25 protein-coding genes are annotated in these 22752 nt (G+C 48.2%); 23 read left to right on the top strand and 2 right to left on the bottom strand.

Annotation, left to right across the window (positions count from 1 at the left end):
- The coding region (locus tag HOLDEFILI_RS17305) for a hypothetical protein (protein ID WP_006061212.1) at nucleotides 1-421 on the bottom strand (421 nt) is incomplete at its 3' end.
- A gap of 306 nt (nucleotides 422-727) precedes the next feature.
- Between HOLDEFILI_RS17305 and HOLDEFILI_RS18630 the strand changes: the two genes are divergently transcribed.
- From HOLDEFILI_RS18630 to HOLDEFILI_RS17265, 9 genes are all read left to right on the top strand, one after another.
- Nucleotides 728-1273, top strand: a complete 546-nt coding sequence (locus HOLDEFILI_RS18630; RefSeq protein WP_050767017.1) for a DUF4358 domain-containing protein — start codon at nucleotides 728-730, stop codon at nucleotides 1271-1273.
- Nucleotides 1274-1424: 151 nt separating this feature from the next.
- A complete protein-coding gene (locus tag HOLDEFILI_RS17295) occupies nucleotides 1425-2672 on the top strand; it encodes an MBOAT family O-acyltransferase (protein ID WP_244264351.1) in 1248 nt (415 codons plus the stop codon).
- Between the two features lie 15 nt (nucleotides 2673-2687).
- Entirely contained in the window at nucleotides 2688-3827 is a 1140-nt protein-coding gene (locus HOLDEFILI_RS17290) for a DHHW family protein (protein ID WP_006061209.1), read from the top strand.
- Nucleotides 3828-3976: 149 nt separating this feature from the next.
- Nucleotides 3977-4780 carry a YihY/virulence factor BrkB family protein gene (locus HOLDEFILI_RS17285; protein WP_039865396.1) on the top strand — a complete coding sequence of 268 codons (804 nt, stop codon included), beginning with the start codon at nucleotides 3977-3979 and terminating at the stop codon, nucleotides 4778-4780.
- Between the two features lie 15 nt (nucleotides 4781-4795).
- A complete protein-coding gene (gene rlmD / locus HOLDEFILI_RS17280; protein WP_006061207.1) occupies nucleotides 4796-6250 on the top strand; it encodes a 23S rRNA (uracil(1939)-C(5))-methyltransferase RlmD in 1455 nt (484 codons plus the stop codon).
- Nucleotides 6251-6426: 176 nt separating this feature from the next.
- Nucleotides 6427-7752 carry an SIR2 family protein gene (locus HOLDEFILI_RS17275; protein WP_039865394.1) on the top strand — a complete coding sequence of 442 codons (1326 nt, stop codon included), beginning with the start codon at nucleotides 6427-6429 and terminating at the stop codon, nucleotides 7750-7752.
- Nucleotides 7753-8273: 521 nt separating this feature from the next.
- Nucleotides 8274-9632: an ATP-binding protein gene (locus tag HOLDEFILI_RS17270; RefSeq protein ID WP_039865393.1), complete on the top strand. Its 1359-nt coding sequence runs from the start codon at nucleotides 8274-8276 to the stop codon at nucleotides 9630-9632.
- 21 nt (nucleotides 9633-9653) lie between these two features.
- Nucleotides 9654-9938, top strand: coding sequence for a RhuM family protein (gene rhuM / locus HOLDEFILI_RS19025; RefSeq protein WP_244264347.1), 285 nt, complete (start codon nucleotides 9654-9656; stop codon nucleotides 9936-9938).
- A 531-nt stretch (nucleotides 9939-10469) separates the two neighbouring features.
- Nucleotides 10470-10952 carry a COG2426 family protein gene (locus HOLDEFILI_RS17265; protein WP_039865392.1) on the top strand — a complete coding sequence of 161 codons (483 nt, stop codon included), beginning with the start codon at nucleotides 10470-10472 and terminating at the stop codon, nucleotides 10950-10952.
- A 31-nt stretch (nucleotides 10953-10983) separates the two neighbouring features.
- Here HOLDEFILI_RS17265 and HOLDEFILI_RS17260 read toward each other — a convergent pair whose 3' ends face one another.
- Nucleotides 10984-12318, bottom strand: coding sequence for a bifunctional diguanylate cyclase/phosphodiesterase (locus HOLDEFILI_RS17260; RefSeq protein WP_039865391.1), 1335 nt, complete (start codon nucleotides 12316-12318; stop codon nucleotides 10984-10986).
- Between the two features lie 145 nt (nucleotides 12319-12463).
- Here HOLDEFILI_RS17260 and HOLDEFILI_RS17255 point away from each other — a divergent pair, with 145 nt between their 5' ends.
- The 14 genes from HOLDEFILI_RS17255 to HOLDEFILI_RS17195 form a co-directional block, all read left to right on the top strand.
- Nucleotides 12464-13627 (top strand): AfsR/SARP family transcriptional regulator, encoded by a 1164-nt coding sequence (locus HOLDEFILI_RS17255; RefSeq protein ID WP_006061200.1) that lies wholly within the window; start codon nucleotides 12464-12466, stop codon nucleotides 13625-13627.
- Between the two features lie 86 nt (nucleotides 13628-13713).
- Nucleotides 13714-14187 (top strand): hypothetical protein, encoded by a 474-nt coding sequence (locus HOLDEFILI_RS17250; RefSeq protein WP_156788976.1) that lies wholly within the window; start codon nucleotides 13714-13716, stop codon nucleotides 14185-14187.
- A gap of 133 nt (nucleotides 14188-14320) precedes the next feature.
- Nucleotides 14321-15223 (top strand): transglutaminase-like domain-containing protein, encoded by a 903-nt coding sequence (locus tag HOLDEFILI_RS17245; protein ID WP_244264346.1) that lies wholly within the window; start codon nucleotides 14321-14323, stop codon nucleotides 15221-15223.
- A gap of 15 nt (nucleotides 15224-15238) precedes the next feature.
- Nucleotides 15239-16273: a type II secretion system F family protein gene (locus tag HOLDEFILI_RS17240; RefSeq protein WP_006061197.1), complete on the top strand. Its 1035-nt coding sequence runs from the start codon at nucleotides 15239-15241 to the stop codon at nucleotides 16271-16273.
- A gap of 4 nt (nucleotides 16274-16277) precedes the next feature.
- Nucleotides 16278-16586 carry a hypothetical protein gene (locus HOLDEFILI_RS17235; RefSeq protein ID WP_006061196.1) on the top strand — a complete coding sequence of 103 codons (309 nt, stop codon included), beginning with the start codon at nucleotides 16278-16280 and terminating at the stop codon, nucleotides 16584-16586.
- Nucleotides 16583-17047: a DUF4860 domain-containing protein gene (locus HOLDEFILI_RS17230; protein WP_006061195.1), complete on the top strand. Its 465-nt coding sequence runs from the start codon at nucleotides 16583-16585 to the stop codon at nucleotides 17045-17047. Before HOLDEFILI_RS17235 ends, HOLDEFILI_RS17230 begins: the two co-directional genes overlap by 4 nt.
- Nucleotides 17044-17457 carry a hypothetical protein gene (locus HOLDEFILI_RS17225; RefSeq protein WP_006061194.1) on the top strand — a complete coding sequence of 138 codons (414 nt, stop codon included), beginning with the start codon at nucleotides 17044-17046 and terminating at the stop codon, nucleotides 17455-17457. The genes HOLDEFILI_RS17230 and HOLDEFILI_RS17225 overlap by 4 nt, the downstream gene beginning before the upstream one ends.
- On the top strand, nucleotides 17454-17660 hold the full coding sequence (locus tag HOLDEFILI_RS17220; RefSeq protein WP_006061193.1) for a hypothetical protein: 207 nt from the start codon (nucleotides 17454-17456) through the stop codon (nucleotides 17658-17660). Before HOLDEFILI_RS17225 ends, HOLDEFILI_RS17220 begins: the two co-directional genes overlap by 4 nt.
- Nucleotides 17660-18733: a type IV pilus twitching motility protein PilT gene (locus HOLDEFILI_RS17215; RefSeq protein WP_006061192.1), complete on the top strand. Its 1074-nt coding sequence runs from the start codon at nucleotides 17660-17662 to the stop codon at nucleotides 18731-18733. The genes HOLDEFILI_RS17220 and HOLDEFILI_RS17215 overlap by 1 nt, the downstream gene beginning before the upstream one ends.
- Before the next feature lie 65 nt (nucleotides 18734-18798).
- Complete coding sequence (locus tag HOLDEFILI_RS19435; protein WP_006061191.1) at nucleotides 18799-19029, top strand: hypothetical protein; 231 nt, start codon at nucleotides 18799-18801, stop codon at nucleotides 19027-19029.
- Complete coding sequence (locus HOLDEFILI_RS17210; RefSeq protein ID WP_006061190.1) at nucleotides 19026-20216, top strand: ATP-grasp domain-containing protein; 1191 nt, start codon at nucleotides 19026-19028, stop codon at nucleotides 20214-20216. The genes HOLDEFILI_RS19435 and HOLDEFILI_RS17210 overlap by 4 nt, the downstream gene beginning before the upstream one ends.
- A gap of 5 nt (nucleotides 20217-20221) precedes the next feature.
- A complete protein-coding gene (locus tag HOLDEFILI_RS17205) occupies nucleotides 20222-20977 on the top strand; it encodes an esterase family protein (RefSeq protein WP_006061189.1) in 756 nt (251 codons plus the stop codon).
- Nucleotides 20978-21119: 142 nt separating this feature from the next.
- A complete protein-coding gene (locus HOLDEFILI_RS17200; RefSeq protein ID WP_006061188.1) occupies nucleotides 21120-21896 on the top strand; it encodes an alpha/beta hydrolase in 777 nt (258 codons plus the stop codon).
- On the top strand, nucleotides 21893-22752 hold an 860-nt coding region (locus tag HOLDEFILI_RS17195), incomplete at its 3' end, for an ATP-grasp domain-containing protein (RefSeq protein WP_006061187.1). The genes HOLDEFILI_RS17200 and HOLDEFILI_RS17195, both read left to right, overlap by 4 nt.

The following is a 22752-nucleotide window of genomic DNA, read 5'->3' as shown; positions in this document are numbered from 1 at the left end:
TTGAGAATTTGTAAATGATCAAAAGCGGCTGATGCTTGTATGTTTTCCCGGCTTCACACAGTCGGTAGAGCTGTTGATCATCATAGAAAATAACCCCTTCCGGATCCAAGCTCGTTGGGGTATAAAGGCCCGCGCTCTGATTGAAATCATCCGTCTGCACTGGCCGGAGCTGGCGCAGGAAAGCCAGAATCTCAGCGCTTTCCTCATCCGTGGGCTGCCAGACGAGATGCAAAGCATTGTCGGGGTATTCCTGCTGCAGAGCGTTGTTTTTGATGCCTATGGCATAGCCTGTGAAATCATGCCTGGCCACATTTTCTTCTTTGTAAGGCACAAAGGTCCAGGATAACAGAAAGACCATAAACAGGGAGAACGCAAAGAATGGCAAAGCCTTAACAACGGCTGTTTGAATTCGTTTTTTCATTCCTATCCCTCCCTGCCTTCAGTTTATCATTTTTTTCGGTTCGTAGGATTGAAATTTGAAGTGAATTTCAACGTTGATCCGCCGACCGGAATGAACTTCCATTCTGACTGGTCGCAACGGGACAGCGGCCAAGGAGAAAACGGAAAAAAAGAAAAAGCACGGAAGTCCAGGGGTTAAGGAAAACGTCAAGAAATCGAAAGAAACAGGGGATAGTTTTTTAAACGGGCTTTTGATATAATTCTGATACGATCCGGGGTATACCCGCGATCGGCAAGGGGCATGCTAATGCCACGGAGGGATTTGAAAATGAAAAAATTAATCATTGCATGTGTAGCGGTTGGCTGTTTGATGCTGACGGGATGTTCGAAGAAGAATCCGCAGCCGTCGCCAACGCCGAGCGCGACGCCTTCGGCTGAACCGACGATGACGCCAAGTGCTTCGCCGGAAACCGCGGAAGGCTTAAAAGGAATTTTGGAAGCGATTCGCCGCAACGACGAATATCAGCTGCCGATGTCGATGGATGTCGACGATACGGTCTTAGTGGATATGTATGGCTTGTCGAGCGATCTGGTCAAGGATTACGCGATCTTCATGCCGGCGATGAACGTCCACGCGACGGAAATCATTCTGGTCGAAGCCCAGGACGGTAAGCTGGATGAAGTCAAGAAAGCGCTGGACAAACGGATGGAAACCGTAGAACAAACCTGGTCGACTTATCTTCCGGAACAGTATGAGCTGGTCAAAAACCGCAAAACGCTGGAGGAAGGCAACGTAATCGCGATTGTCATCGCCGATCAAGCCGACGCGATTCTGCAGGAGATTTCCGACAGCCTGAACGCTGCCGCGCAGTAACATGGTTTTCAGCAGTCTGCCATTTTTGTTTGGTTATCTTCCTGTCGTGCTGGCGGTGCTTAAATTAGCACCGCTGCACGCCAGGAATTTTTGTCTTTTTCTCGTTTCATTAATTTTTTACGGTTGGTCGGAACCAGTTTACATTGTGATCATGCTGATCTCCACCTTTGTTGATTATTACAACGGCCGGATGGTGGATAAGTATCGTGACGACCGGAAAAAAGCGAAGCGGTTTGTCTGGTTCTCGGTTATTTTCAATTTAAGTTTATTAGGCTTTTTCAAATATGCTGATTTTTTCATTCTCAATTTACAGGCGCTGGGCTTGCCGCTCAGTCCGCTGCACTTATCCCTGCCGGTAGGCATTTCCTTTTATACCTTTCAGACGATGTCCTATCCGATCGACGTGTACCGGAAGCAGGCGCCGGTCCAAAAGAGCGTCGTTTCCTTCGGCGCTTACGTGACGCTGTTTCCGCAGCTGATCGCCGGACCGATCGTGCGCTACAAGGATATCGCTGAACAGCTGGATCATCGCCAGGAAACGGCTGATCAATTTGCCTTGGGCGTACAGCGGTTTGTCGCGGGGCTGGCCAAAAAAGTGCTGCTTGCCAATTCCATCGGCGCGCTGTGGGATACGATCTCCGCACTGCCGGCCAATGAGATGAGTGTGGCCGCGGCTTGGCTAGGCATCATCGCGTTCGCCTTTCAAATCTATTTTGATTTCAGCGGTTACAGCGACATGGCGATCGGTTTAGGCAAAATGCTGGGCTTTGAGTTTCTGGAAAACTTCAACTATCCATATATCTCCCGTTCGATTACAGAGTTCTGGCGGCGCTGGCATATATCGCTAAGCACATGGTTTCGCGATTATGTTTATATCCCTTTAGGCGGCAGCCGGCACGGCCGGGGAAAGCAGATTCGCAACCTGATGATCGTCTGGCTGCTGACGGGTTTCTGGCACGGCGCAAGCTGGAATTTCATGCTTTGGGGAATCTACTTCGGCGTGATTTTGATACTGGAAAAGTTTGTTCTCAAACCGATCTTGGAGCGGCTGCCGAAAGTGCTTCAGCATGGCTACGCGCTGGTCCTGATTCTGTTAGGCTGGGTGCTGTTTGCCTTTACCGATCTGGACGCCGGGTTAACGTATCTGAAAACGATGTTCGGCTGGGGATCGGTCAGTTTGATTAATGCTCGAACGTTATTTTATCTGCGGGACTACGGTTTGCTTTTGATCATCATGATCCTGGCCAGCACACCGCTGGGTCATCAGCTTTACGAAACGAAGATCCGCGGTCGCCGCTGGGAAGGCGTAATGCCGTTATTGATCGCGGCGGGATTAATTCTTTGCACGGCGTATCTGGTCGACGCTTCGTACAATCCATTCTTATATTTCCGGTTTTAGAAAGGAGGAAGCAGGATGAAAAAAGGAACTCAAACGGCGATCATTATTATTTTCTGCAGTTTTCTTGGCTGTTTCACGATTTTAAACCTGTTTTCTCCCCAGCGGACATTCTCCGAAGCGGAAAATCGGGTGCTGGCGCAGTTTCCCGAGTTCAGCTGGAAACGGTTTTTCTTCGATGATTACACAACGGATCTGGAGGAATGGTTTACAGATCAGTTTATTGCCCGGGATCTGTGGATCGGCGTCAAAGCGGCGGGAGAACGGGCGCTGGGCAAAATAGAAAATCAAAATGTTTACTTCGGCCGTGAGGACTGGCTGATCGGCCAGGTGGATGTTTTGGCCAGGACACAAAGCACGAAGAACATCGCCAAGATCAACGCCTTTGCCGCGCAGTCGGAAATTCCGGTCAGTGTCATGCTGGTGCCGACCGCAGCGCTGATGGAAAAGGAGAACCTGCCGCAGGGAGCGTACAATACGGATCAGGATGCGTTGATCGATGCGCTGGAAAGTCAGTTGGCGGGGGTTCAAATTGTCGATGTCCGCACCGCGCTGCAAGCCAGGAAAACACAGCTGAACATAGATGAAACCCTGTATTTTAAAACCGACCATCATTGGACGGCGCAGGGGGCCTGGGCGGGCTATGAAGCGTTGATGACGGCCTGGAATAAGAAGCCGCTGAAGCCCGGCGAAGATTTCATCTATCAAAGAGCGGCCGAGGGGTTCAAGGGAACGCAGTATTCCCGATCCGGCGCGTTCTGGCATCCGGGCGATCCGATCTGGACATGGACGTATACCTTTCCTTTCGATGTGCGGGTCGTTTACGATCAGACCGGCGACGTACAGACTTCGCTGTTCAGCGATCAACGGCTGAATGAAAAAGATAAGTATATGACCTATCTTGACGGCAACCATGCGTTAGTCGAAATCGAAACCTCGAGCGCATCCGCAGAGAAATTGCTTGTGATTAAGGATTCCTACGCGCATGTGCTGGTGCCGTATCTGGCGCCGCATTTCAGTCAGATTACCCTGGCTGATCTGCGCTACTATCGGATGCCGATGTCGCAGCTGGCTCAGCAGATGGGAGCCGATCGGATTCTTATCCTCTATAGTGTGGATAACTTCTGCACGGATACCAATTTAGGTTTGTTAAAATAAGACAAACTTGGCGGTGAGAGATGAGAAATCAAAAAGCATACGAAAGGGAGTCAGGCTGATGAGGAGTCTGGCTTTCTTTTCGGGGAAATGACTGTTCGTTTAGAGGTGGCGATGGTAAAATAAAGTGAAGATCGGTAAAGGAGAACATGATGAAAAAGATCCTGCAGGTTTATGAAATGTTTACTTCTTATGACGGCACGACGTTTGTTTACGCGCTGTCGTATTCACTGCTTCTGGCGCTGGCGCCGCTGACCGCACTGCTGGTCGTGTTTTTCAGAAGTTCCCCGGCCGGTCTTGCGAGCATTCTGGACTTTGCGGAGCAGTATATCCCCCAGGATCTGCTGAGTCCGTTCATTGATTTTTTCTTAGGCAATTCACCGGTGGAACTGATTCCGCTGATCTTCTTCATCGTTGTTTCCTTGTGGGTCGCATCGCGGGCAATTTATTCCTTTCTGATGATTTCCGCACATTTGGACGAAGTGGAGCTGCCGCTGTGGTTCATGCGCGGTGTATCGTTGATCGATTTCGTTGTGCTGCTGGCCAGCCTGGGCTTAATGGTCTTTGTTCTCCAGCAATTCCCGTTTACAGGGTTACTGACGCAGATTGCCGTGCTGTTCGTGGGGTTCTGCATCTTTTACCGGCTGTTGTCGTTTCGTAATTATCAATGGCGTGCGGTGGCTCCGGGAGCTTTGTTTACGACGATCTGCATGTCGCTGCTCGGTACGTTTTTCTTTTTTGTTATCAATCATTTCACACGTTATGAATCGATTTACGGACCCTTATCGTCGATGGTGATTTTGTTTCTTAGCGTCTATATCATCGCGTCGATCATCTATCTGGGGTTCTGCGTCAACCAGGTGTTTGTGGAAAAAGATATGGTTCAGCCGCTGAAGCATTATGTAACGGCGGTTAAAATTCTGGAAAAGATATTTCCGTTTTCATTATTAAAGTAGAGGGAGGCTATCATCATGGAGAAAAATCAAGACCGCACTGTGACGGTGACGGCGAAAAAGATCGGGATTAATGGCGAGGGGATCGCTTATCTGGAGGGAAAACCGGTGTTCGTCGATCAGCTGCTGCCGGGGGAAACGGCTGAGATTGTTCTCCTTGACTCGCAGCTGCGGTATGCGAAAGGGCAGGTTGTAAAACGGCTGAACGATAGTCCGCAGCGGGTAAAGCCGCAGTGTCCGGTGCAGGGGCGCTGTTCGGGATGTCCGTTAATGATTCTGAAACCAGAAGCGCAGCTTCAGGTAAAGCGGGAGCTGGTGCAGGAAGCGCTGATCAAGTATGCCGGACTATCTCGCGATAAGGTGCAGCCGGTGATCGCCAGTCCGTCTGGATTGGGCTACCGCAATCAATGCAAGCTGCCGATCCGGGAAGAACGGGGCAGACTGGTGAACGGTCTGTTTGAAGAAGGAAGCAACCGTGTGATGCCGATCGCGCATTGTCTTATTCATGACCCGGATCTGGAAGCTTTGCGCAAGCAGATTCTGGCGTTGGCTAATCAGTTCCGGCTCAAGGCGTATGATCCGAAAAAGGGAACAGGATTGCGCACGTTGGTCTTGCGGGGATTTGAGGGTCAGTACCAATGCGTACTGGTGAGCGGGGAGGATTCCCTGCCTAAGGGGTTCATAGAGAAACTCAAGGCGATTGAGGGGATGACCTGCATCATGCAGAATATCAACCCGGACAAACGGACGCGTCAGTTATTTTCCAATCGGTGGTCGCTGCTGGCGGGGGAAGACCGGCTGCCGGTGCAGTTCGGCGATGTGCGGCTATCGCTTTCCTGCGCTTCGTTTTTCCAGCTGAACCGGCCGCAGGCACTGCAGATGATGCGGATGGCCGCGTCGTTGATCGAACCGTGCGATACGTTAGTTGAGGCCTACAGCGGCGTTGGCGGCATCTCGCTGATGTTGAAAGAAAAAGCGAAAACGATCATCGGAATTGAGTTTGTTCCGGAAGCGGTGGAGAACGCGAAGGAAAACGCCCGGCTGAATCGGGCGGAGAACGTGCGGTTTGTATGCGGCGATGCGGCGAAGGAAATGAAGAAGATCATCCGCCGGACGAAAATTGATGCAGTTGTCGTCGATCCGCCGCGGACGGGACTGGACGGAGCGATGATCGAAAGTCTGCGGCAGTGTCAGCCAAAGCAGATTGTGTACATTTCCTGCAATCCGGCAACACTGGGGAAAAACTTGAAGGAATTGAGGGACTTGTATGAAGTGAAAACCGTGATTCCGTTTGATATGTTTCCCAACACGCCGCATGTTGAGACGGTGGTACTACTTTCCAAACTTAAGACGAAAAAACATGTCGACATTGAATTACATGCGGATGAATTAGATTTGACTTCTTCAGAAAGCAAAGCTACTTATAACAATATAAAACAGTATGGTTTTGATAAGTATGGATTTAATGTTTAAAATTTATATATGGCACAAGTAAAAGAAAAGTGTGGAATTAAAGAAAGAGAAAACTATAACAAATCGAAATATGACGATTCAAAACAACCAATTTGTCTAATAGAAAAAGAAGATGCAATAAAAGATGCGTTTAGATATTTTCAGATGATTTGAGATCTATAAAGGAGAAGTAATTTATGAATTGTGAATGTGCAATTTGCAAAGAGCAAAAACCATTTGTAATGCCAAAGGAAATCTTAGATGCGGCAAAAAATGGTGAACTTGTGTTGTTTTGTGGTGCTGGAATTAGTACAGAAAATAAAAGTGTCCTCCCATTTTCTTTTTATAAAGAGATTCAGGAAGAACTCGAAATAACGGATAATACATTGTCTTTTAGTAAACTCATGCAAATTTATTGTGATTTACCGAACGGGCGTAGAAAATTATTAAAGATGATTAAAAATCGATTTGAATATATTCATTCATTTCCAGAGTTGGAACGTGCTGCTACAAAGTTTCATCGTGAATTAGCAGAGCTATATTTTATTAAGACAATCATTACAACAAATTGGGATACATATTTTGAAGAATGTTGTGCGGCAACACCAATCACAACTCCGGCAGATTATATTTTTTGGGATGAAAATGAACGTTGTGTATTAAAAATTCATGGTTCAATTAATAATATTGGCTCAATTGTTGCTACAGAGGATGATTATACTAAGTGTACTGAAAGTTTAGAAAAAGGAGTAATTGGGGCAACCTTAAAAACTATATTAGCACGACGTACTGTTGTATTTATTGGTTTTTCATTTGGGGATGAAGATTTTTCACAAATTATGGCATATTTACAAGCTGAATTAAAAGAAATAATGCCACATATTTATATCGTTACTATAGATGAGCACTTAAACTCTAAATTGAGTTATAAGAACTCTACCTATATATTAACTGATGGAACTTATTTTTTACATCAGCTTAAATTGGAAATGTTAGAAAGGAAGTTAATAGAAAATTGTGATACACTTCCTATCATAGAAGGTGTAAATAGTACGATCAATGATCTTCATAAAAAGGTTTCTCATATTGATATTCATATGTATCCAAGTGTCATATATTGCTTGGCGTATCAGGATGGGGTGATACATGCATTTGAACGTTTTATTCAGTTGTATAATACAGGAAATTATAATATACCTGGGATTATGTCGTCATCTGCTAGAGCATATGATGATATTAAACAAAAGTGTACTGATTCGAAAAATTATTGGGATGAAGCATATTATGAAGGTTATTTAAATGGATTGATTCTTATCGCTTCATGTGAGAAAGATAGGGATATTATTAAAGAATTCCCATATACATATTTACCAAATGCAAAATGTATTCTTGATTCATATGATACATTTTTCAAAGAATTAGATCGTGTTACGAGAAAAGCTGATAAGTATCATAAATATGCAAAATTAATTGTAGATGAATTGAAAGAACCGAATATGGTTGTACATCATCCGCCCTATTAGTTTGTTTATTTTTTCAATCCAAGTGTCATCAACAACAGGAATAATAAACGAAAAGATATATGAAAAAAGGAAAGAAGATATTTGGGTTCTTACTCAGTTTAGGATAGGAATAGAATTTCCATACAAAGAAGCAGGCGAGATAAAGCGTTATCTTGCTTGCCCTTTTTATCTTTGCCAAAATCCGAGTAAGAACCGATATTTGCTCTTTTTAACCTTAGTGAGAGATTAATAATGTAATATTTTTCAAAATGTCTAATTGTAGAGAAAGTATTTCCAAAATATTTTGACAAAAATTCGCTAGTTGAATGTGTGTTTGCTAGTGAAAAATGAAAGTGTAAAATGCAAGTTGTAATTCTTGCATTTTTCAATCTTCTTAATGAAAAACCTATTATATATGCGTATAATCGCAAAAATAATTATTTCATATCTTGCGCACAATCGAAAGTTGGCTTATAATATGCGTATAATCAGAGATTTAGTTAAATTAAAAAATGCGTATAATAGAATGGGAGGATAAAGTTATGATATTAAAAAGAAAAATATATGATAAACTTCTAAAATGGAAACAAGAGACGAATGGAGAAAAAGCAATTCTTATTGAGGGGGCACGCCGCATTGGTAAAAGTACCATTGCACAGGAATTTGCTAAAAATGAATACGATAGCTATATTTTGATTGATTTTGCGAAAAAAGATAAAGAAGTAGAGTTATATTTTGAAAAATTTTTGAATGATATGAATACACTTTTTATGATGCTTCAAGCACACTTTGGGGTTCAATTGCAAAAAAGAAAATCAGTTATTATTTTTGATGAAGTGCAAATGTTTCCACAGGCAAGAGCAGCCATAAAATATTTAGTAGCGGATGGTAGATATGATTATATTGAAACTGGATCATTGATATCAATTAAAGAGAATGTCAAAAATATTGTAATACCTTCTGAAGAAAGACATATATCCATGTATCCTTTAGATTTTGAAGAATTTTGTGATGCACTTAACGAAAAAGTAATAATTGAATATATTAAAAAGTGTTTTCATGAAAGAAAACCACTAGAAGAATCTCTACATAAAAAAGCAATGTTATTGTTTAAGCAATATATGCTTGTAGGCGGAATGCCAATGTCAATCATAAAATTTATTGAAAATGATAAGAGCTTTTTTGAAGCAGATAAAGAAAAAAGAGATATTTTAAAGCTTTATAGAGAAGATATTATGAAAATTAATGCACAATATAGAAGTAAAGTATTAGCGATTTTTGATCAAATTCCAGGGCTTCTTTCTAAACACGAAAAAAGAGTTGTTTTTAAAGAGATAAAAGAAGGATCGCAGGCAGATCAATATGAGGAAACATTTTTTTGGTTGGCTGATTCAATGATTTCTAATGAATGTTTTTTATGTAGTGATCCAAGCGTAGGTTTGTCAATTAATGAAGTAAGGACGTATGTGAAATGTTATTTAGGGGACACTGGGCTTTTAGTAAGTCATGCCTTTGATGAAAATGAATTGCTTGAAGATGAAGTTTATAAACAAATACTTTTAGATAAATTATCTTTAAATAAAGGTATGTTTTATGAAAATATGATAGCTCAGATGTTAGTTTCAAATAACCATAAATTATATTTTTATACACACTATAATGAAGAAAAGCACCGGAATGATATTGAAATAGATTTTCTATTATCAAATAATAGTAAATTGAAATATAAACTTTTTCCAATTGAAGTAAAATCTGGGAAAAAATATACAATCAATTCTTTACTAAGATTTAAGGAAAAATATAATGATCGCATAGGAGAATGTTATATCATTCATCCTAAAAACCTATCAATTAAAGATGAAATTATATGTATTCCAGCATATATGACCTTCTTGTTATGATGATTATTAGGTTGTTTTATTTTGAATTATATTTCTAAAAAGGGGTTACTCTACCTAAATCATAGCAGTTACAAACACTCGGGTTATCTTGATTTTGCGGAAAGGCAGGCGGAACGAGAAATACCGATGACCATGGAAGATTGGGCAAAGCATCTGGACGGGATTTTGACATCAACAGGTGAAGATCTTCTCATTGGAAATCGAACGGTCAGCCATTGCAGGCGATGGAAAAGGCTTAAACGGAATATAAGAAATACAAAGCAAAAACACTTAGCAGTGTGGAAAAGGATTATTTGGAAAGTATAAAGCGGCTGGAACAAAAAGGGAAACAGTGAAAATGAACTATCCAGAAATTTCGAATAATTCAAGAGATGAAGATTAATGGACTTGTTCCCTGCAATAATGAAAAGTCAGGCCCTAAGATTGCTATGAAAACTACCCGCGGCCTATATTAAAAAACAATGATAAATAGATGTAATAAAATAAAGCTAAGGGAATGTGTACGAATGCCTAAAAAGCCAATAAAAGAAACAAGATATGTAAAAAAGAACCAGGATTAAATCTTCTGTATGATGCGAATGAAGTAAATTCCATGAATGTTAAGTCTAAAGTAAAGTGAAGGGGATTAGAATATTTTATAAAAAACGGAAGTTTAGAAGGGATAAATAGGAACGATCCTAATCGGGATTCCTGGTTTTTACGCCCTTCCTTTTCTCGAGAAACCAACCTGGAAATTTCTAAGAATCCCTTAAGAAAAGCCATTTCACCTTGTAACTTAGTTTGAATTCGTGTACAATGGCAATGCTGTAAATAACGAAAAGAATTGGAGTGCTGAATGTGTTAAAAAAATATTTCCTAGTGTTTCTGATATCCATGGTACCCCTGATTGAGCTGCGCGGCGCGATCCCATATTCCCAGGCGTTTGGTATGCCGCTGTGGTCCTCTTATATTGTTGCGATTGTTGGCAATATGATCCCGGTTCCATTTATCTATTTGTTCGCCCGGAAGGTCTTGATCTGGGGCGCAGACAAGCCGGTTATCGGCAAGTTCTTTACCTACTGTCTGGACAAAGGCGAAAAAGGCGGGAAAAAGCTGCAGGAAAAAGCCGGCCGCGGCCTGTTTGTCGCGCTGCTGCTGTTCGTGGGAATTCCGCTGCCGGGCACCGGCGCCTGGACGGGAACGTTGGCAGCCAGCTTTCTGGACATGGATTTTAAATCCAGCGTCTTAGCCGTGATGGGCGGCGTCTTACTGGCCGGCGTCATTATGGGCTTAGCCAGCGCAGGTCTGTTCGGCGCGCTGAACCATTTTATCTTAGGCTAAAAAACAGCGAAACTTTGAGAAGCGAGAGTCATCAAGCTTCCAAAGCGACGCTGTTTTTATTTGTTTCATTTTGGCGATCGAGAAACGGCTGCTGGATGAGCAGCTTTTCAAATTCAGATATGGGCACCGGCGTACAATAATAAAATCCCTGAACCAGATCACATCCGTTTGCTTTTAGAAAATCAATATATTCCTGCGTTTCCACGCCCTCCGCTACCGTTTTCATTCCGAGCCGATGTGTGATCGTCAATAATTCCTGCAATACAATCCGATTTTTTTCATGCAGCGGCTGTGTAAAAAAGCAGCGGTCCAATTTGATAATCGACACTGGAAGAGAGCTGAGCAAGCTCAGCGACGAATAACCTGATCCGAAATCATCCAGGGAACAAGGAAATCCGAGATTCTGAATTTCTTTCATATAATCCAACAACGAAATTTCGCTGCCCAGCTCAATTTCTTCCGACAGTTCCAGCTCTAATAATGACTGCGGAATTGAGTAACGGCGGTAAATTTCCAACAGTTCACTGAGATAACTGGTGTCTTGAAAGGAAGGCCGCGACAGATTGCAGCTGATCGGCACAACCGGCGCTGCCTGTCGGATCCAGCGGCTGAAGCACTGGCATAACTGCTCGAAAACAAACTGATCAATCTTGCGGATAAATGTATTCCGTACAAGAATCGGCAGGAATAAATTCAGCGGGATCTGCCGTCCGTCATGGAACCAGCGAATCAAAGCTTCCCCGCCGGTGATCCGGCCGTCTTTTAATGAAACCTTAGGCTGGATGAAAACGACAAACTCCGGTTTTTCCAGCGCTGAATGCATCAGCGTCTCAATCTGCGCCTGATGATGAAGCTGTTCCCGGATCACCGGACTTGAAAATTCATAGGAAGTGCTGTATCGGGAATAATCCGGCTCGCACAGCCGCGCATTGTTGGCGCAGTCCAGGGCAAACAGATAATGATCATCGGGATGAACTTCATGCATCCCAAACGATAACAACAGCCGCAGCCAATGTCCGTCATAATGCAGCTGATAGATTTCTTCGTCGATGACTAAGATCCGCTGAATCAGATCATACCGGCTTTCCTGTTTTAAAAGCAAAACGAACTGATCTTCACACAGCCGGAAAACCACTTCTTCCAATCGTAAATTATTATTCAGAATGGCAAAAATCCGGTGCAGAATTTCATCGCCCGCCGGGTAGCCGTACAGATAATTGATCGTCTGGAACTGTTTGATATCCATGATCATCAAGACCAGGGATTCCTGAAACTTCTGTTTCAGCTTGTAAAAAAGCGATTCTCCATCCCGGCATTCTGCGGACAACGCCGTCCGCTCCGGAATGAGGTCTTGATTCTTGTTCATGAATATACCCTGCCTTATTTCTCTCATTATATCATTAACCCGGACGATCCTAAGAAATTTTACGGAAGTGAGTCATTGATATTAGTAAAAACTTGTAAATTATAATATAATAACAATGAGATTAAAAAGTCGGGGAGGCGGACGAATGGAAAGAATTAAAATTCAGATGCTGGGCGGTTTTATCTTAAAAACACACGAACAGACGATTGATCTTGTCGCATTGCTCGGCAAGCAGACAGCGGCGTTTCTGGCCTGTCTTTGTCTGAATCACGGCACCTTGGTGACAAAAGAACGCTTGATCGAATTGTTTTGGGAGGATTCTAAAAACCCGCTGAACGCGATGAAGTTTACTGTTCACCGGCTGCGGAAATATCTGGAGGAGCTGCCTGTGGCGGGCGCGGACGGTTGGATTGTGACGCAGCGGGGCGGCTACAGCTTTGTTTGTTCCGATCTGGAACTGGATATTGACGAGCTGAATAAGCCGCTGGATCCTGAGAATCTCGACGGCGATCAGGCGGAAGCACTGGCAAAATTGTATCCTGGCGAGTTTCTGCCAGGTTTGGATCAAAGCTGGATCTATACATACCGTGAACAATACTGGCAGCTGTATCTCCAGCGGGTTCAGGCGGCGGCTTTGTCGCTGGCGGAGCATCATCATGAGGAACAGGCGGAAACGCTGCTGCTCAAAGCCCTTCAGCACGATCTCTATCAGGATCAGCTGAATTACCTTTATCTGAAAATTCTGCTCGATCAAAAGAAATACGCCCGCGCGATCCAGCATTATGAAAAGATCTCCGATTCTTTCTACAAGGAATTCGGGATGGAATTCCAGGGCAAAAGTCAGTCGCTGGTTTATTTTGTTAAAGCGGATAACGAGGATCAGGAACTGACGCCGCTGGATTATCTCTCTCAGCTGGAAGGAATCAGCGAGCCTTCCGCCTTCTATTGCGAACGTCCGGTCTTTGCCAAGCTTGTACAGAGCAAACGTCTGGAAGCCCGGCGCAGTGCCGAGCCGATCGTACTTTTGATCACCCATCTGAAAGTGCTGGACGCTGAATTGTCCGCCCAGGACTGCGGGGATCTGATGAACCGCATCATCCGCTCAGGGCTGCGGGCCAACGATGTGTACACGCGTTTCAGCAAGACCCAGTTTGGAATTTTAATGACGGTGCGGGAAAAGAGCGATACCGCGCTGGTTATGGACCGGCTTACCCGGCGGTTTTATAAAAAAATCGCGTCTTCCCGCTGCCGGCTTCATTATGACTACGAAATATTGAACGAAAAAGCTCCCGCTGCTCAGCATTCATAAAAATAATTCTTTAAATCCCGCATTATCTAACGGATTTCTAACCACTTTCCCGCATAATAAAGTACAAGAAAGAAAGGGTGGCTGCGGTGACAAGGCTTAGACTGTTGATTACGAGTTTTGCCTGCTTCCGGACGTGGCCGCCGGAAGTTTTTGGCCTATATCCTCATGCTTCCCTGCCTGCGGCGGTGATCGATCCGACGCTGGAATTCGGCTGGGGATGGTTGATCGGCTGGGGCATTTTGGCCGGCGGCCTGATCGCCGTACTGCGGGTGATGGTAAAGCGGGATAAGATTGTGCTGAAATTGGGCAGCATAGAAGAGAATCCGGACGGGACGATGACTGTTGTCTGCGCTGGTTATCAAAACAAAAAGCCGCTGCCGCTGGATTTATCCCACATCCGTGTCCGCAAAGGTTCGGCCTTGATCTTCCGGCAGTCACAGAGCAGTGATCTTGACGATTATCAGCTGACCATCGTGTTGGATTCCCTGGCAGAATTGTCGGTGGAAGTCGGCCCGGCGAAACTGATCGTCAGTCAGAGCCGGCTTCGTGCCGGGCGTTAGAACCGCTTCAATTCTTCGCGGTTTCTTGATCGGCGGGAGGATTTCGCCGTTTCTTTTCTGCCCGCAAAACAGAGTCCCATGAGAACCGTGAGGTTTGTGTTATAATGAAAAAGAAAAAGGAGGAGTGCAGATTTTGAAAATACGCAGATGGCTTGTTTTGGCACTGTTGTTATCGGCCTGCGGCTCCTCCGGCAAGCCGTCTTCAGCCCAGGAATACCCGACGCCCACCGAGGAAACCCCCTCTCCGACGCCTGCGGAAATTCATCTTCCCGAGGCTTCCGGCAGCGTGGTTATGGGCGACGATTTAATCCAGATCGACGCCAGCCATGCCGATCAGGGCTACATCATGGTGAAAACCCTAAGTCCCCAACATCGCCGGTTAAAGCTGAAAGTCATCAAGGATGGAGAAGAATATCCCTACGATATCGACCAGGATGGAAATTATATCACCTACCCCCTGACATTGGGCAGCGGACAGTATGAAATCCGGGGATATGAGAATATTGAAGGCTCGCGGTATGCGGTCTTGTTCAAGCAGACGTTGGACGTTCAGCTAAGCGGGGAAACGCTGCCGTTCCTCTATCCGAATCAGATCGTGAACTACACGCCGCAGTCGGCCAGCGTCCTGAAATCATTTGAACTGACGCAGGACTGCCGGACTGAGCTGGAACGGGTGCTGACGGTTTATAACTACGTGGTCAAGCATGTCAGCTATGACTGGGACAAAGCGGAAGAAGTCAAGGATCAGTACGTCCTGCCGGTGGTCGACGATACGCTGGCCCAAGGCAAGGGTATCTGTTTCGACTATGCGGCGCTGATGAGCACGATGCTGCGCGTCCAGCAGATTCCAACCCGCCTGATTACCGGCTATGTCGACGAAGGCTATCATGCCTGGGTTGAGGTCTATGTCCGCGGGGCCGGCTGGATCAATCCGGAAATCTATTTTGAAAAAGAAACCTGGACGCGCTTAGATCCGACCTATGCGTCGACCCAGATGAAATACAACGGCCAGTATCAGGATAAATATCGCTATTAAAAGGGGGATGGAAGCATGAAAAAAATCGCCGGAAACGAATGCGCGCTGCTGTGCCAGCAGCTGTCGATGATGATCAGCTCAGGCTTGTCGGCAGAAGACGGATTAGGCGTGGTGGCCAACGATCAGCCGGATGCCGGTCTGCACGACGCGCTGCTGAAAATCAAGAACGAGATGGAACTGGGCGAAACCCTGGCGGACAGTCTGGAACGGACGGAAGCGTTTGACGCCTATATGATCCGGATGGTGCGGATCGGGGAACAGACCGGTTATCTGGATCAGGTGCTGGATGCGTTGGCGCAGTATTATCAACGGATGGAAAAGATCCGGATCAATCTGAAGAACGCGCTGACCTATCCGTTGATCCTGCTGATCATGGTGATGGTCGTCGTCGGCGTGATCTTATTTAAGGTGCTGCCGGTGTTTGACGAAGTGCTGCGCAATCTCGGCGTTTCGCTTACGGTACCGGCGCAGGTGCTGATGCAGGCAGGGACGGTTCTGATCGTCGCTTCCGCGGCGGTTTCTGCTCTGGTATTGATCGGGGCCGGGGTTGTCGGATGGCGGCAGCTTCGCAATCCGCAGCTGTCATTAACGGCACTGTTTGCCCGCGTGCCGTTGATCAGCGGGGTATGCCGTGAATTATCGCTGGCGCAGGCGGCGTTCGCGTTGTCCTTATTTACCCGCAGCGGCGTGGAAATCAGCGAAGCGCTGCAGGGGTTGGAAACGTTGATCGAACATCCGGGCGTGAAAAAACAAATCCGGGACTGCATGCAGAAAATGAACGCGGGCGAAAACTTTGACCGGGCGTTGCTGGATTGCGGATTGTTCAAAGAAGCCTATGCCCGGATGATCGGCATCGGTCTGCGGGCCGGCCGGGGCGACGAGATGATCGCGCAGGTGGCTGAGCGCTATGACGACGATACGGAAACCGCCGTCAACCAGTTCTTGAATACGATCGAACCGCTGATGATCGTACTGCTTTCCGTCATCGTCGGGGCAATTTTGCTTTCGGTGATGCTGCCGCTGATGAACATCATGTCCAGCATTGGATAATCCGATGAAGAAACTGGGAAAAATCACAGCGTTCATCCTGGTCTTTGCGGCGGTTTTGGGCGGAATCGTTTATTCCCTGAACCAGGCTTCAGGCCAGATCCAAAATGAAGAAGCGCAGCTGATCGAGCAGCGGATCGAACAGGCGGCGGTGCTGTGTTACGCGTTGGAGGGAAGCTATCCTGATGAGGTAAGCTATCTGGAACAAAACTACGGGGTCGTGATCGACCATGCGAAATATAATGTGTTCTATCAATCGCTCGGCTCCAATCTGAAACCTGAGGTCGCGGTCTACCGGAAGGGGGCGGCGCGATGAAACGGTCAGTAACGGAAATGGTGTTTATGCTTCTGCTGCTGACGCTGTTTGTCGGCTGTTCGTTTGTCACCATCGAGCGGTGTGCGTCCTTCTACCAGCGGATGCTGCGGGAACAGCGGCAGGATGATCGGGTGCAGCTGCCTTATCTGGTGTTGTTCAACCGGCTGCAGGGCGTCAGCAGCGGGCAGGTGCGCGTGCAGCGGATCGAAGATCAGGAGTGTCTGGTGATTCGTGAACAGATTGAGGACCGGACGTATGAAACGGTGTTCTATGTTCAGGCTGGCCAGTTAATGGAACTGCTGCGGCAGGCGGACAAGCCGGTGGATCTGAGCGCCGGGGAGCGGTTAGCGGCTTCCGATCCGATCCGCTTTGAGCTGCAGGGATCGCAGCTGCGGCTGCAATGGCAAAGGGAAGCGGGGACAGCGGCGCTGAGCCTTGAGCTGAAGGAGGGCGCAGAATGAAAATACGGCAGCGTTCCAGTTCGTTTTATTTCCTCAGCGAGCTGTTGTTTGTGATTCTCTGTTTTGCCCTCGGCTCTGTGCTGTGCGTGCGGTTGTTCGCCCTGGCCAGCGCCAAGCATTATTTAGCGCTGGATCAGAACCAGGCGCTGCGGCTGGCCCAGCCGCTGGCTGAGCAGCTGCGGACGCATTCCGGTACGCCGCTGAACACGCTGTGGCCGCAATGCGAAAGCGACGCCTGTGCATGGCGGAGCGATGAAAACGGGATGCCGCAGGAAAACGGCGTTTATCAGATTGAGATTGAACGCCTGGTCCATAATGAAGAAAAAGCCGCCGTCCTGCGCGTCGTGCGGATGAAAGATGGCCGGGTTCTGTTGGAAATCGGGCCGATCCGAGGAGGCGGGAAGTCATGAGTCATCATCAGGAAACCCAGACCGCGGTGCATATCGGCACCGGAATCGCGCCGTTATTGATGTTGTTCTGCCTGTTGTGCATGACGACGTTCGCAGTTTTGTCGTATGTCCAGGCCAGCGCGCAGCTGAAAATGAGCGACAAGGCGATCAGCCGGGTGCAGGCGCGTTACAGTGAAACGGAAATGGAAAAGGAGGAACGCTGATGGATTGTCCAACGATATTGCAGCAGGCGGTCGACCGCCGGGCTTCGGATATTTTTATCGTCGCCGGCACGCCGTTAACGATTAAAATCAACGGGGAAATGGTCCAGCTGGATGATCAGCGGCTGACGCCGGCGATGACGGAAGCGCTGATTCAGGAAATTTTTAAATTAAGTCAGAACCGGACGATGGATCGGCTGCATCAAACGGGCGAGGATGATTTTTCCTTTTCGCTTTCTCAAATGGGACGGTTCCGTGTGAATGTCTATCGTCAGCGCGGATCGCTGGCCGCGGTGCTGCGGGTTGTGCGGTTCGTCCTGCCCGATGCGAATGAGCTGCATATCGGTCCGGAAATTCTGTCGTTTTCCGAGCTGAAAAAGGGACTGGTGCTGATCACCGGCGCAGCGGGCAGCGGGAAATCCACGACGCTGGCCTGTCTGATCGACGCGATCAATCACAGCCGCAGCGGGCATATCATCACGATTGAGGATCCGATAGAAGTGCTGCACCGGCATCAGAAAAGTATTGTCAGCCAACGCGAGATCGGACAGGATACGCCGGATTATATCCACGCGCTGACGGCTGCGCTGCGGGAAGCACCGGATGTGATTCTGGTCGGGGAAATGCGCGATCTGGAAACGATGCAGACGGTGCTGTCAGCGGCGGAAACCGGGCATCTGGTCTTTTCCTCGCTGCACACGACCGGCGCGGCAAATACGATCAACCGGATTATCGACGTGTTCCCGGCCGAGAAGCAGCAGCAGATCCGTGTACAGCTGTCGATGGTGCTGCAGGCGATTGTGTCCCAGCAGCTGATTCCAGCGGTCGGGGGCGGCCTGATCCCGGCTTTTGAAATCATGAAGGTCAACAATGCCGTGCAGACGCAAATCCGGGAAAATAAGATCCACCAGATTGACAACACCATCCAGGCCAACGCCCGCGAGGGGATGATTACGATGGACGCAAGTCTGTTGAATTTATTAAAGGCCGGCCGGATCACAAAGGAAACCGCGCTGTTGGCCTGCACGGATCCGGATTTAATGCGCAAACGGTTAACCGCGGCCAATCTGGGATAGGAATTCTCCCGGAAAGAACCAGAAACCTGGAATCAAGTGAAGATCAAATCGGACAAGGATAAAATATGAAGCTGGGGATAAACGATCCGCGCCAAGCCGCAGGTCGTTTTTTATTTTTCGCTTTTCCCACGTTTCTATCAGCGGGAGGTTGTGCTTTCACACTGGTTAAATCTGATACTCTTTCATTTCTTTCAGCAAGTTTTTTCAGAAATAGAGGACTTTTGACTATCAACCAATTTAAAAAAATGTTCAATTCTGCTACAATGAGAAAAAGACAAGGTGGGGAATCGTCATGAATTTTATTTTTATATCGCCGAACTTCCCGAAAACGTACTGGAATTTCTGCCGCTGTCTGAAACAGAACGGCGTGCGCGTACTGGGAATCGGCGACGCTCCATACGAACTGCTTGAGGAGAACCTGAAGCAGAACCTGCAGGAATATTACAAGGTTTCAAGTCTGGAAAACTATGAGGAAGTGTATAAAGCCTGCGCATTTTTTGCGTTCCGCTATGGCAAGATCGACTGGATCGAATCCAACAATGAATACTGGCTGATGCAGGACGCTCAGCTGCGCACAGATTTCAATGTGATCAGCGGCGTGCGCAACGAGGCCATTTCCTTTATTAAATACAAGAGCCAGATGAAGGCGCTGTATGAAAAAGCCGGAGTCCGCACGGCGCGCTGGCATCTGGTGTCACAGCGGGAAGCGGGACTGGCGTTTGTCGCACAGACGGGCTATCCGGTCGTCGTCAAGCCGGACAACGGCGTCGGCGCCAACGCGACCTACAAGCTGGAAAATGAAGCGCAGCTGCATGAATTCTACGATCATCTGCCATCGGTGCAGTACATCATGGAAGAATATGTGCCGGGTTCGATTGAATCCTATGACGGCATCGCCAACCGCGAGCGTCAGCCGATTTTTGAGACGTCGCATGTGTTTCCGCGGCCGATTATGGAAATTGTCAATCATGAGGAAGATATCTATTATTATTCCGTGCGCCAAATCCCGGAGGATCTCAAGGATGCCGGCCGGCGCGTGATCGCGGCGTTTCCGACGCAGAGCCGGTTTTTCCACTGCGAGTTTTTCCGCTTGACTGAAGATAAGGAAGGTCTGGGCAGGCAGGGCGATCTGATCGGCCTGGAAGTGAACATGCGTCCGCCGGGAGGCTATACCCCGGATATGATGAACTATGCCAACGATATCGATGTCTATAAAATCTGGGCGAACATGGTTGCGTATGACCACGGATATTTCGATCCTTCGCACCGGCCGTATTATTGTGTTTATACGGGCCGTCGCCACCGCCTGGCTTATCAACATACTCTCGCCGAGGTGCATGAGCGCTACGCCGGCGCGATTGTGATGGCGGAAACGATGCCGGAGGTCTTAGCCCCGGCGATGGGCAACGACATGATCACCGCCCGTTTCGCGGACTATGAGGATATGATGGAATTCGTCAGCTTTACCATGACCAAGGAGTAGAAAACATGCATACAGCGTATTATAACGAATACAGCTATCATCTTGACCGGATGATGGGATTCAAGGTTTACGGTCATGCCGGACGGCCTTGCCTGGTGTTCCCGGCGCAGAGCGGCCGGTTCTACGATTTTGAAAATTTCGGCATGGTCGGGGCCGTACAGGATCTGCTTGAGCAGGGCCGGCTGCAGCTGTTTACCTGCGACAGCATCGACTGGGAGACCTGGGCCGCTTTCGACCGCGAATGCCGCGGCCGGATCGAGCGTCACGAGGCCTATGCCCGCTACATCGTGGAAGAACTGGCGCCGCGGATCCTCGAGATTAACCAGTGGTCCAACGACGGCCGGCGGGCCGGCGGGATTCTGACGACCGGCTGCAGTCTGGGGGCGCTTCACGCCGTGAATTTCATGTTCCGCTGGCCGGATCTGTTCAACGGCACGATCGGCTTAAGCGGCATTTATTCCAGCAAGTGGTATTTCGGCGGCTATATGGACGATCTGGTTTATAACAACTCCACGATCGATTATCTTGATCAGATGCCGGCCGATCATCCGTATGTGGAAAAATACCGGCACTGCGATATCGTGCTGTGCTGCGGCCAGGGCGATTGGGAACAGGAAGCTCAGCAGGATACCCGCCGGATGCAGGAACTGTTAGGTTATAAGAACATCCCGGCCTGGATCGATTACTGGGGCGGCGACGCGGTTCACGACTGGCCGTGGTGGCGCAAACAGTTCCCGTATTTTATCAGCCGTCTTTGTTAAATGCTTCAGAATCTGACCGCCGGGCTGTGTCCGGCGGTTTCTGATTCTTTCCCGCGGTTTTCAGGCTTGCGCTCGGACTGAAAATTCACTACAATGAAAACGTCAGGCTGGGAATTCCCGGCTAGAAAAGAGGATCACAGAGATGCTTATTCAACAGGAAACATGGATTACGCCGCTGGACGAAGCGCGGACGCTCCATCTGTATATTCCCGACGGACTGACGCCGGGCCAAAAGGTACCGGTGCTGTATATGTTCGACGGTCACAATCTGTTTGTCGATGAGGAAGCGACCTATGGCAAAAGCTGGGGATTGAAGGACTACCTCGAGCAAACCCGGCTGCCGTTGGTCGTCGTCGGTCTTGAATGCAACCATGAAGGCAACCGCCGGCTGTGGGAGTTTTCACCTTACGATTTTGCCGACCCCGTCTGGGGCGAGGTGCAGGGGCAGGGCGAGCTGCTGCTGGACTGGATGAGCGGCGAGTTAAAAGAATGGGTGGACGAGAACCTGCCGGTACTGACGGATCGGGAACATACGTTTATCGGCGGCAGCTCGATGGGTGGCCTGATGGCCTTGTACGCCGGCGGCCGCTACAGCTCGGTTTACAGCCGGGCTGCCTGCCTGTCGCCCTATCTGGGATTGGTCATGGAACCGTTGTGCGAAGATCTTGACGAAGCCTGGATCGAGGAAGACACGCAGTTTTATATCAGCTGGGGCGGCATGGAAACCGGCACCCAGGAAGAACTGGCGCAGATCACGGCCGATAATCTGACGATCCAGCGGATTCTGGAAGACAAAGCGTCGGTTTATCTGCATTGCTACCCGGAAGGGACGCATTGCGAGGCGTGCTGGGAAGAAGAAACACCGGTCTGGATGGAAGAATTAGGGATCCTGCAGCGGTGTTGGGAGGAAACAGAATGATAAATTTCGTATTGATCTCACCGCATTTCCCATCCAATTACTGGCTGTTTGCGCGGGCTTTGAAAAATCGCGGCGTGCGCGTGCTGGGGATTGTCGACACGCCGGTGGAATCCTTGCCGGAAGCACTGCGGGCAGTGCTGGACGACGTGGTCTGCGTCTACTCGATGACGGATCGGGATCAGATGATCCGGGCCTGCGGTTATTTCACATGGAAGTACGGCAAGATCGACTGGATTGAATCGAATAACGAATACTGGCTGAATTTGGATGCCGAGCTGCGCGAGCTGTTTCACGTCACGACCGGCATGTTTCCCAAGCAGCTTCACGTCTGTCAGCACAAGTCGCTGATGAAGGCAAAATACGCTGAAGCGGGCGTACCGGCTGCACGCTGGCTGATCAGCGAGGATAAAGCCGAGATCCGCGAGTTTGCCGAAAAGGTGAACTATTCTTTAGTCGCCAAGCCGGATCGCGGCGTGGGGGCGAGCGACACGATGCGGATTCACAACGCGGAGGAACTCGAGCAGCTGTTAAAAACGATGCACTCCGGAATGATCGTCGAGGAATTCGTCCACGGCACAGTCTGCACGTTCGATGGGATTATCAACAACCAGGGCAAGGTCGTCTTTGCGACCAGTCATGTCTACCTGGGATCGGTCATGGATTCGGTCAACGAGAAGCAGCCGATCGGCTGTTATTCGCTGAAAACGGTGCCGGACGATCTGCGCAGCGCAGGCGAGCGGACCTTGCAGGCTTTCGGCGTGCGCGACCGGTTTTTCCATCTGGAATTCTTCCGCCTGGACTGCGATCAGGAGGGGCTGGGCCGGCAGGGCGACATCATCGGCCTGGAAGTCAATAT

Origin of the sequence: Holdemania filiformis DSM 12042 (assembly GCF_000157995.1) — a bacterium.
Lineage (GTDB): Bacteria > Bacillota_I > Bacilli_A > Erysipelotrichales > Erysipelotrichaceae > Holdemania > Holdemania filiformis.
Note: the sequence above shows the minus strand (reverse complement) of the source record. Positions and strands in the feature narration are given on the sequence as shown.